Origin of the sequence: Hydrogenophaga sp. (assembly GCF_041633695.1) — a bacterium.
In the GTDB taxonomy this organism is placed as follows: domain Bacteria; phylum Pseudomonadota; class Gammaproteobacteria; order Burkholderiales; family Burkholderiaceae_C; genus Hydrogenophaga.
The window spans coordinates 1-3,323 of sequence record NZ_JBFJMY010000453.1 but is presented as its reverse complement, the minus strand read 5'-3'; the positions used below and the strand labels follow the sequence as shown (position 1 = coordinate 3,323).

General features: G+C 66.3%; 3 protein-coding genes. All 3 read right to left on the bottom strand.

The features are described 5' to 3' along the window. Positions 1-962 (bottom strand): MFS transporter (locus ABYB95_RS19960; protein WP_372660939.1); only part of this gene is annotated, 962 nt, incomplete at its 3' end. Positions 963-1,024: 62 nt separating this feature from the next. After that, complete coding sequence (gene rmuC / locus ABYB95_RS19955) at positions 1,025-2,545, bottom strand: DNA recombination protein RmuC (RefSeq protein ID WP_372660936.1); 1,521 nt, start codon at positions 2,543-2,545, stop codon at positions 1,025-1,027. Then, positions 2,542-3,323: 2-hydroxyacid dehydrogenase (locus ABYB95_RS19950; protein ID WP_372660934.1), on the bottom strand; the 782-nt coding region annotated here is incomplete at its 5' end. The genes ABYB95_RS19950 and rmuC, both read right to left, overlap by 4 nt.

Genomic DNA, 3,323 nt, shown 5'->3' with positions numbered 1-3,323 from the left:
CTCGATCCATTGATTGCCATCGAGCGCAAACCCAATGCCTCACCGTGCCGCGCCTTGGGCGTCATCTGGTGCAACAGGCTCATGATCATGGGTTGGACCGAGCCCAGCGCAATGCCCAGCAGCACCGACAAGCCGCCCATGGCCCAGGCCGAGTCCACCAGTGGGTAGAGCGCGAACAGCAGCGCCGTGCACAACATGGCCGTGGTGATCACCACCGACTCGCGCAGGTGTTGCGTGAGCCAGGGCATCAAGACCCGGATCGCCGTCGCCGCCAGCGCAAACCCACCCAGCACCGAACCGATGGCGGTTGCGCTCAAGGCCCGTTCGTGCCCGAGCACCGGCACCAGAAAGGTGTGCACGTCCCAGCACGACGAGAGCATCCAGTTGATCAGCAGCAGGCGCCGAAAGTCCGGTTCGCGCAGCAAGTCCCAGGATGTCTGGCCCGCCACCGGGCGCTCGTCGCTCAAGGGCGGCAGCGGCTGGGTGCGGCGCAGCCAAAGCCAGGCCAGCGAAGGGAGCAGCGCCAGCAGCAAATAGGCGGCACGAAAACCCGAGGCGTCGATCAGCAAACCTGCGGCGAAAGGGCCGAGAAAGTTCGAGATCGACGGACCGATGGCCAGCCAGCTGAACACCTGCTTGAGCTCGGCGGCATTCTGCGCCGTGCGTCCAACATGGCGCTGCAAGGCGATCGCCGCCATGCCGGTGGCCGCGCCGGTGCACAAGGCACTCAGGCACAGCACGGGGAAAACGGGAAATAGCGCGGCCAGGCCCGCCGCGCCGGTGCACAGACCGATGGCCAGGCGCATGGGCTTGTGCAGGCCATGGCGGTCGGCAAAGCGGCCCGCCGGCAAGGCCAGGAACACCTGCGACAAAGCAAACAGCGCCAGCAACATGCCCACCGCCGCCGGGCTGTAGCCGGTGCGCAAAGCCATCAGCGGTGCGGCCATGCGCAGCCCGGTCATGCAGGCGTGCAGGCAGACCTGCGCGGCGATCAGGCGCGCGAGTTCGGCGCGCCGCTGCGGGATCACACGTCCTCGGCGGCGTTCGCGTCTACCGGCAACAGCGCACTGGCCTGCGCCTGCGGCAAGGCTTCCACGGTCTTGAGCGCGCGGCCCATGGCGCGGCTGCGGGTTTCGGCGTTGTCCAGGGTGTTGAGCACGGTCTGGGTCTGGGCTTTGACTTTGGACAAGACGTCACCGAACTTGCCAAATTCGGTCTTGACCGCGCCCAGCACCTGCCAAACCTCGCTGGAGCGTTTCTCCAGCGCCAGCGTGCGAAAGCCCATTTGCAGCGAGTTCAGCATGGCCATCAGCGTGGTCGGTCCGGCCAGGGTCACACGGTGCTCGCGCTGCAAGACTTCCATCAACCCCGGACGGCGCAACACCTCGGCGTACAAGCCTTCGGTGGGCAGGAACAGGATCGCGAAGTCGGTGGTGTTCGGTGGCTCCAGGTATTTTTCGGCCATGGACTTCGCCTCCAGCCGGATGCGCTGCTCCAGCGCCCTACCCGCGGTTTCCGCGCCTTCTGCGTCGGCGCGCTGCTGGGCGTCCAGCAGGCGTTCGTAATCTTCGTTCGGGAACTTCGCATCGATGGGCAACCAGCACGGTGCGCCATCGTCGCCGCGGCCGGGCAGCTTGATCGCGAAGTCCACCACGTTGCGGCTGCCCGGACGCGTGGCCACCTGGGTGGCGTATTGGTCGGGCGCAAACACCTGCTCCAGCAAGGTGCCCAGCTGCGCCTCGCCGAACATGCCGCGCGTTTTCACATTGGTGAGCAAATGCTTGAGATCGCCCACGCCCTGCGCCAGGGTCTGCATTTCGCCCAGGCCTTTGTGCACCTGTTCCAGGCGGTCGGCCACCTGTTTGAAGCTTTCACCCAGGCGGGCCTCCAGCGTGCTTTGCAGTTTTTCGTCCACCGTGGCGCGCATCTGGTCGAGCTTGGCGGCGTTGTTCTGCTGCAGTTGCGCCAGTTGGGTCTCCAGCGTGGCGCGCACCTCGCTCATGCGCCGCGCGTTGTTTTCACTCAGGTCTTGCAACTGCCGGGTCAAGGTCTCGCTCAAGGTGCTGCGCAACTGCACCAGCTGCTGGGCAAAGGCGTCGATCTGCGCGTTTTGCGTGCGCGTGGATTCGGCCGCCTGGTGCGTCATGCCCAGGCTGATGGCCTGCAGCTGCTGGGTCAGCGTGTCGCCCAGGGTGCCGCGCAGCTGCAGCAGCTGCTGGGCGAACGCATCGAGCTGGGCGTTTTGTGTGCGCGTGGCCTCCGCGCCCTGCTTGGACAAGGAGTCCTGAAAGCTGGCCAGGGTTTGCTGGATTTCCTGGCGCCCACCGCGCGAGGATTCGTTGATTTCCCGGCGCAGTTCGCCCTCGACGTGTTCGATGCGCTGCCCGATCTGCTGGGCCTGGCTTTGCAGGTTCCCCAACAGCTGCTGGCGGTGCGCGACTTCCGATTCGCTGGTGGGGGTGCGCCGAAACACCAGCCACAGCACCACCAGCAGGTTCGCGGCCAGCAGGGCCAGCGCCAACCAGCTGATCTGCTCAGAGCTCATGCCTTCATCACTTCGGGGTTCAAGGGGGTCAGTGCGCGGCCGTCGGTCAGGTAGGCGATCAGGTTGTCGGCGGCGAGTTGCACCATGGCCGTCCGGGTGGGCACGGTGGCGCTGGCAATGTGCGGCGTGAGCACCACATTGGACAGCGTGAGCAAGTCCGGATGCACCCGGGGCTCGCCCTCGAACACATCCAGGCCCGCCGCAGCCAGGCGCTTCTCGCGCAAGGCCCGCACCAGCGCGGCTTCGTCCACGATGCCACCGCGCGCGATGTTGATCAAGGTGGCGCTGGGCTTCATGCAGGCGATTTCGGCCTGGCCCACCGCGTGGTGGGATTCGGCGCTGTAGGGCAGCACCAGCACCAAGTGGTCGGCGCCGCGCAGCAGTTCGGCTTTGCTCACGAAACGCGCCCCGCAATCGGCCTCGGTCTGCGCATCGAGCTGCGAGCGGTTGTGGTAAATCACCCGCATGCCAAACCCGTGCGCGCCCCGGCGCGCAATCGCTTGCCCAATCCGGCCCATGCCCAGAATGCCCAGCGTGCTGCCGTGCACCTCGGCACCCGCGAACAAATCCAGACCCCATTTTTTCCACAAGCCAGCGCGCAGAAAGTGTTCGCTTTCGGTGATGCGCCGGGCCGTGGCCATGAGCAGCGCAAAACCGAAATCGGCGGTGGTTTCGGTCAGCACGTCGGGCGCGTTGGTGCCCAGCACCCCCGCCGCCGTCATGGCGGGCAGGTCGAAGTTGTTGTAGCCCACCGCCAGGTTGGCCACGATGCGCAGTT

Bases quoted from the DNA above. Each gene is read 5' to 3' on its own strand.
- rmuC (WP_372660936.1), bottom strand. From the start codon at position 2,545: ATGAGCTCTGAGCAGATCAGCTGGTTGGCGCTGGCCCTGCTGGCCGCG.